6 protein-coding genes are annotated in these 6,570 nt (G+C 60.7%); all 6 read right to left on the bottom strand.

The annotated features are described in order from the left end of the window. A partial coding sequence (locus Q8O69_RS18985; RefSeq protein WP_305593736.1) for a S1 RNA-binding domain-containing protein occupies positions 1 to 300 on the bottom strand: 300 nt, incomplete at its 3' end. A gap of 152 nt (positions 301 to 452) precedes the next feature. Then, positions 453 to 1,139, bottom strand: coding sequence for a (d)CMP kinase (gene cmk, locus Q8O69_RS18980; RefSeq protein WP_305593735.1), 687 nt, complete (start codon positions 1,137 to 1,139; stop codon positions 453 to 455). Then, a complete protein-coding gene (locus Q8O69_RS18975) occupies positions 1,136 to 3,391 on the bottom strand; it encodes a bifunctional prephenate dehydrogenase/3-phosphoshikimate 1-carboxyvinyltransferase (protein WP_305593734.1) in 2,256 nt (751 codons plus the stop codon). The genes cmk and Q8O69_RS18975 overlap by 4 nt, the downstream gene beginning before the upstream one ends. Beyond that, the gene (gene hisC / locus Q8O69_RS18970; RefSeq protein ID WP_305593733.1) at positions 3,388 to 4,494 is read right to left on the bottom strand and encodes a histidinol-phosphate transaminase; all 1,107 of its coding nucleotides are present in this window, start codon (positions 4,492 to 4,494) and stop codon (positions 3,388 to 3,390) included. Before hisC ends, Q8O69_RS18975 begins: the two co-directional genes overlap by 4 nt. A 91-nt stretch (positions 4,495 to 4,585) precedes the next feature. Further along, positions 4,586 to 5,692, bottom strand: coding sequence for a prephenate dehydratase (gene pheA, locus Q8O69_RS18965; RefSeq protein WP_167141464.1), 1,107 nt, complete (start codon positions 5,690 to 5,692; stop codon positions 4,586 to 4,588). Next, a partial coding sequence (serC, locus tag Q8O69_RS18960) for a 3-phosphoserine/phosphohydroxythreonine transaminase (protein ID WP_305593732.1) occupies positions 5,692 to 6,570 on the bottom strand: 879 nt, incomplete at its 5' end. The genes pheA and serC, both read right to left, overlap by 1 nt.

The following is a 6,570-nucleotide window of genomic DNA, read 5'->3' as shown; positions in this document are numbered from 1 at the left end:
CAGAACAATCCAGCACTCGGCACGCTTGGCTTTTTCGCGGGACAGCTTGGTTTCACCAAAGCCATCTTCAACCGCGTCCAGGGCAACGTGAACTTCGTCACCGACCTTGATGGTCAGCTCGCCAGCGTCGTTGTGGAACTGTTCCAGCGGGATGAGGCCTTCAGACTTCAAACCAGCGTGAACGGTTACCCAACCAGCTTGGTAATCGATGTCGACGATGATAGCGGTGATGATCGAGCCAGCCTGAAGGTTCAGGGTTTTTAGGCTTTCTTCAAACAGTTCAGCAAAGCTTTCGCTCATTTTAATTCCTGTTGATTCAGGGCAGGGAATCCGCCCAAACCACACTCCAGACAATGTGGGTACGTTCATTTAAAAAGAGGCAAACGGGACTAGGACTGGGTTCCCGTACGCCTCCTTGCGAGCCGGTCAGCTTAAAGCAGCTGTGGCTCTTATCATCCGGCGAGATCGCGATTGGCGACTTCACTCAGAATTCGTTCAAGCACTTGTTCAATCGAGAGTTCAGTGGAATCCAGCTGGATCGCATCGACTGCCGGCTTGAGCGGAGCCACTGCACGCTGGGTATCGCGCTCATCGCGCGCCTGAATCTCATCAAGAAGACTCGCGAGATTAACATCATCGCCCTTGGCCTTCAACTGCAAGTAGCGGCGGCGGGCACGCTCTTCGGCGCTGGCGGTGAGGAAAATCTTCAGCGGTGCATCGGGAAATACCACAGTACCCATATCGCGACCATCGGCGACCAGGCCCGGCATTTCCTGGAATGCCTGCTGACGCTGCAACAGAGCCTCACGCACGGCGGACAGCGATGCCACCTGCGATGCACCGGCGCCGACCTGCTCGTTACGGATCAGATCAGTGACCTCTTCGCCTTCAAGAATGATGCGCTGACCATGGCCATCACCGGCGGCAATGAATTGCACATCCAGATGAGCGGCGAGCAGCTTCATCGCCTCTTCGTTGGTCAGATCGACGCCGTGATTGCCGGCGGCAAACGCCAGCAGACGATACAGCGCGCCCGAGTCCAACAGATTCCAGCCCAGCTGTTTAGCCAGTAGACCGGCAATGGTGCCTTTGCCCGAACCGCTCGGCCCGTCGATGGTGATAACCGGTGCAACGATCATGCTTTGCCCTCCTCGGCCACACGAATGCCAACCTGGGCCGACAGCGCGAGGAAGTTGGGGAACGAAGTGGCGACGTTGGCGCAATCATGGATGCGGATCGGCGCAGTGGCGCGCAGCGAGGCCACGCTGAACGACATGGCGATGCGGTGGTCGCCGTGCGCCCAGACTTCGCCACCACCGATGCTGCCGCCTTCGATAATGATGCCGTCCGGCGTTGGCTCGGCCTTGACGCCCAAAGCAATCAAACCATCAGCCATCACTTGGATACGGTCGGATTCCTTGACCCGCAGCTCTTCGGCGCCGCGCAACACGGTGCGCCCTTCGGCCACAGATGCAGCGACGAACAGCACCGGAAACTCGTCGATGGCCAACGGCACCAGGTCTTCCGGGATATCGATGCCTTTCAGCTTAGCGCTGCGCACGCGAATATCGGCTACGGTCTCGCCGCCCACTTCGCGCTGGTTTTCCAGGGTGATGTCGCCGCCCATCAGCTTGAGGATATCGATCACGCCAGTACGGGTCGGGTTGATGCCGACGTGCTCCAGCACCAGCTCCGAGTCTTCGGCAATGCTGCCGGCCACCAGGAAGAACGCAGCCGAGGAAATATCCGCAGGCACTTCGATATGGGTCGCGGTCAGCTTGTGGCCCGACTCGACACTGGCCGTGCTGCCATCCACAGTTACCGGATAGCCAAAGCCGCGCAGCATGCGCTCGGTGTGATCACGGGTTGGCGCAGGCTCGGTCACTGAGGTACGGCCTGCAGCATAGAGGCCGGCCAGCAATAGACAGGATTTCACCTGGGCGCTGGCCATGGGCATTTCGTAGTCCATACCGGTCAGGCGCTGGCCGCCCTTAATCATCAGTGGCGGACGACCTTCCGGTGCGGTTTCGATCACTGCGCCCATCTCGCGCAGCGGCTTGGCGACACGGTTCATCGGGCGCTTGGACAGCGAAGCATCACCGGTCAGCGTGGTGTCAAACGGTTGCGCTGCCAGCAGACCAGAAAGCAGGCGCATCGAGGTGCCGGAGTTGCCCATATACAGCGGGCCAGCCGGTGCTTTCAGGCCATTCAGACCCACCCCGTGAATGGTCACGCGACCATGATGCGGGCCTTCGATGACCACCCCCATGTCGCGGAACGCCTGCAGAGTCGCCAAGGCATCTTCACCTTCCAGAAAGCCTTCGACATGCGTGGTGCCTTCAGCCAGCGAGCCGAGCATGATCGAGCGGTGGGAGATGGACTTGTCGCCCGGAACGCGAATACGCCCGGAGAGTTTGCCGCCAGGGTTAGCCAGAAAAACCAGATCATTCGAGTGCATAGCGTCCACATAGGCCCTGCGGGCCAGAATTTTGCCGAAATGCTCACGGGCCACGCGGGCGCGGGTGAATACGCCCAACAATTGATGCCCATCCCCAGCGTCGACCGCGTCGCGCAAGGCGTCGAGGTCGTCGCGAAATACGTCCAGCGTGCGCAACACCGCCTCGCGGTTGGCGAGAAAGATGTCGTGCCACATGACCGGATCACTGCCGGCAATTCGCGTAAAGTCGCGAAAACCGCCGGCGGCGTAACGAAAGATCTCCAGGTTCTCACTGCGCTTGGCCAGTGAGTCAACCAGGGTAAAGGCCAGCAAATGCGGCAGGTGACTGGTCGCAGCCAGCACCTGATCGTGATGCTCGACCTCCATGTGCTCAACATCCGCGCCCAGCTCGCGCCACAGGGCGTCGACCAGCGCCAGAGCTGCGTCATCACTCTGTTCGCAGGGCGTCAGGATGACCTTATGGCGGCGGAACAGCTGCGCATTGGACGCTTCCACCCCACTCTGCTCGGAGCCGGCAATCGGGTGGCCCGGCACAAAACGCACTGATTTACCGGTAAAGGCCAGGCGCGCAGCGCGCACCACATTGCCTTTGGCGCTGCCCACGTCGGTGAGTACCGTCGTACCCAGGTCAAGTTTAGCCAGCTCTGTGAGCAGCTTTTCCATGGCCAGGATAGGCACCGCCAGCTGGATAATATCGGCACCCTGACAGGCGGCAGCCAGATCAACTTCGCAGCGATCAACCACGCCCAGTTCAACCGCCAGCCGCCGCGACTCTGGATCGAGATCGACGCCTATCACTTCGCGGCACAGGCCGCGCTCACGCAAACCCTTGGCGAAGGAGCCGCCAATCAGGCCCAGACCAATAACCACCAGGCGGCCGAGCTTAGGGGCGGCAGGTTGCACCTGAGTGACAGCAGATTTGGCTTCACTCACGCGCTCAGCACCTTGGCCAGGGCGTCGAGGAAGCGCGCATTTTCAGCAGACAGACCAATCGAAACGCGCAGGAAGTTCGGCATGCCGTAACCGGCTACCGGGCGCACGATCACCCCAGCACGTAGCAGCGCCTGGTTGATCGCCGCGGTATCACGACCAAAGTTCACGGCAATAAAGTTGCCTTTCGATGGGATCCAGCTCAGACCCAACTCGCGCAGGCCAGCTTCCAGCTGCACCATGCCGGCGTCGTTGAGCTGACGGCTTTGCGCCAGGTAATCGGCATCATCCAGCGCCGCACACGCCGCGGCCAGGGCGAGGCTGTTGACGTTGAATGGCTGACGTACACGGTTGAGCACATCGGCGATCTGCGCCGAGCTGAGCGCATAACCAACGCGTAGCGCCGCCAGGCCATAGGCCTTGGAGAACGTGCGCGAGACCAGCAGGTTGTCATAGCGCGCCAGGTACTTGAGGCCGTCCGGCAGCTCATCACCTTCGGCGAACTCGATATAAGCCTCATCCAGCACCACCAGCACGCTGCCCGGTACGCGAGCGAGAAAGCGCTCCAGCGCATCAGGGCCGAACCAGGTGCCAGTCGGGTTGTTCGGGTTGGCGATAAACACCACGCGGGTGTTTTCATCGATGGCCGCCAGCATGGCTTCCAGGTCGTGACCATGGTCCTTGGCCGGTACCACTTTGCCCTGGGCACCTACGGCCTGGGTCGAAATGGGGTAAACGGCAAAGGCGTACTGGCTGAACACCGCATTAAGGCCTGGGGCCAGATAGGCGCGGGCGACCAAATCGAGAATGTCATTGGAGCCGTTGCCCAGAGTGACCTGATTGATCTGCACGCCGCAGCGCGCAGCCAGACGGCTTTTCAGCTCGAATCCATTGCCATCGGGGTAACGGGTCAGCTCGGTCAACTCGCCGCGAATCGCTTCCAGCGCCTTGGGGCTTGGACCTAGCGGATTTTCGTTGCTGGCCAGCTTGACGATGCTGGCCGGGTCCAGATCCAGCTCACGGGCCAGCTCATCCACCGGCTTGCCCGGCACATAGGGCGACAGCTGCTGTACGCCTGGCTGGGCCAGGGCGAGGAAATCGGTCATAGCAAAGCCTCACGCTTAAAGCCGCAAGCCCCAAGTACAGCCCGGCGTCGATGCGCGTGTAGCTTAAGACCTGAGGCGTGCCGCAGCAGTTTTAAAGTACCGCTTTGGGGTAGGAACCCAGCACCTTGAGCGCCACGGCTTCCTGATTGATCTTTTCCAGCACATCCTTGATCAGCGGGTCGCGGTGGTGACCAACGAAGTCGATAAAGAACACGTAGGTCCATTTACCGCTGCGCGACGGGCGGGTTTCGATGCGCGTCAGGTCGATGCCGTTGTTGTGGAACGGCACCAGCAACTCATGCAGCGCGCCTGGCTTGTTGCGCATGGAGACGATGACTGAAGTCTTGTCGTCGCCGGTCGGCGGCACTTCCTGGCTACCAATAATGAGGAAGCGCGTGGAGTTGTCCGGACGGTCTTCGATCTTCTCCGCCAGCTTGGTCAGGCCATACAGACTGGCCGCCATGTCGCCGGCAATCGCCGCACTGTTCCACTCACTTTTCACCCGTTTGGCTGCATCGGCGTTGCTTGATACCGCCACGCGCTCGACGTTGGGATAATGCGCGTCCAGCCACTTGCGGCACTGCGCCAGGGACTGGGCGTGGGAATAGATGCGGGTGATTTTGTCGGTTTTGGTGGTTTCACCGACCAGCAGGTGATGGTGAATGCGCAGCTCGACTTCACCACAGATGACCATGTCGTGTTCGAGGAAGCTGTCGAGGGTATGGTTGATCGCGCCTTCGGTGGAGTTCTCCACCGGCACCACGCCGAAGTTCACCGCACCGGCAGCCACTTCGCGGAACACTTCATCGATAGCCGCCATCGGCACGCTGATCACCGCGTGACCAAAGTGTTTCATCGCCGCAGCCTGGGAGAACGTACCTTCCGGGCCGAGGTAAGCGACCTTGAGCGGATTTTCCAGGGCCAGGCAGGAGGACATGATTTCGCGGAACAGCCGCGCCATTTCCTCGTTGCCCAGCGGCCCCTGGTTGCGCTCCATGATGCGTTTAAGCACCTGGGCTTCGCGCTCCGGGCGGTAAAACACCGGCTTCTCGCCTTCCGGCAGGGCCTTCATCTTCACCCGCGCGACTTCTTCAGCGCAGCTGGCGCGATCACTGATCAGCGCGAGAATCTTCTCATCGAGGTTGTCGATGCGCAGGCGCAGGGCTTGCAGTTCCTGCTCGGAAATTGGATCGGTCATCAACCGTGCTCCTTCTCGAACTCGGCCATATAGGCCACCAGCGCTTCAACAGCGTCCAGGCCCACCGCGTTATAGATCGAGGCACGCATGCCGCCGACCGAACGGTGGCCTTTCAGATTGAGCAGGCCGCGCGCATCGGCGCCGGCGAGGAACGGCTTATCCAGCTTCTCGTCGGCCAGGCGGAACGGCACGTTCATCCAGGAGCGGGCGTTATGGGCAATCGGGTTGCTGTAGAAATCGCTGGTATCGATGGCCTTGTACAGCAGGTCTTTCTTGGCGCGGTTGATCCGCTCCATGGCGGCCACCCCGCCCTGCTCTTTCAGCCACTCGAACACCAGGCCGGACAGGTACCAGGAGAAGGTCGCCGGGGTGTTGTACATCGAGCCGTTATCGGCAGCGATCTTGTAGTTGAGCATGGTCGGGCAGACGCTGCGGGCACGGCCGAGCAGGTCTTCACGAACGATGGTTACCACCAGGCCGCTGGGGCCGATGTTCTTCTGCGCGCCGGCATAGATCAGGCCGAACTTCGACACATCGATCGGCCGCGAAAGGATGTCGGAAGACATATCCGCCACCAGCGGCACGTCACCGACTTCGGGAATCCAGTCGAACTGCAGGCCACCGATGGTTTCATTGCTGGCGTAATGCAGGTAGGCGGCGCCTTTCGACAGCTGCCACTCGTTCTGCCCAGGAATGGCGAAGTAGTCATAAGCCTTGGCGCTGGCGGCGACATTGATGTTGCCGTAGCGACTGGCTTCTTCAATGCTTTTCTTCGACCAGATACCGGTGTCGATATAGTCGGCGACGCCGTCTTCCGGCAGCAGGTTGAGCGGAATCTCGGCGAACTGCTGGCTGGCACCGCCCTGCAGGAACAGCAC

The sequence above is a fragment of the Pseudomonas sp. genome, from assembly GCF_030690725.1.
Lineage (GTDB): Bacteria > Pseudomonadota > Gammaproteobacteria > Pseudomonadales > Pseudomonadaceae > Aquipseudomonas.
The sequence above is the reverse complement of the archived record's forward strand: the minus strand, read 5'-3'. Positions and strand labels throughout refer to the sequence as shown.